This window comes from Sporosarcina siberiensis (genome assembly GCF_042681925.1).
Taxonomy (GTDB): Bacteria; Bacillota; Bacilli; order Bacillales_A; family Planococcaceae; genus Sporosarcina; species Sporosarcina siberiensis.
Genome location: NZ_JBHUGI010000020.1, coordinates 1 through 565 on the forward strand (window position 1 = coordinate 1; position 565 = coordinate 565).

At 55.0% G+C, this 565-nt stretch carries 1 rRNA gene; it reads left to right on the plus strand.

The window, feature by feature from the left end:
* Nucleotides 1–541: ribosomal RNA gene (locus ACFSFY_RS07370) — 16S ribosomal RNA — on the plus strand; the annotation flags it as partial.
* Nucleotides 542–565: the final 24 nt, after the last annotated feature.

Sequence of the window (565 nt, forward strand, 5' to 3'; positions counted from 1 at the left end):
CCGGTGTAGAGATACACTTTTCCCTTCGGGGACAGCGGTGACAGGTGGTGCATGGTTGTCGTCAGCTCGTGTCGTGAGATGTTGGGTTAAGTCCCGTAACGAGCGCAACCCTTGATCTTAGTTGCCACCATTCAGTTGGGCACTCTAAGGTGACTGCCGGTGATAAATCGGAGGAAGGTGGGGATGACGTCAAATCATCATGCCCCTTATGACCTGGGCTACACACGTGCTACAATGGACGGTACAGACGGTTGCCAACCCGCGAGGGGGAGCCAATCCGATAAAACCGTTCCCAGTTCGGATTGCAGGCTGCAACTCGCCTGCATGAAGCCGGAATCGCTAGTAATCGTGGATCAGCATGCCACGGTGAATACGTTCCCGGGTCTTGTACACACCGCCCGTCACACCACGAGAGTTTGTAACACCCGAAGTCGGTGAGGTAACCCCTTGTGGGAGCCAGCCGCCGAAGGTGGGACAGATGATTGGGGTGAAGTCGTAACAAGGTAGCCGTATCGGAAGGTGCGGCTGGATCACCTCCTTTCTAAGGAATTTGTCTACGAGCAGA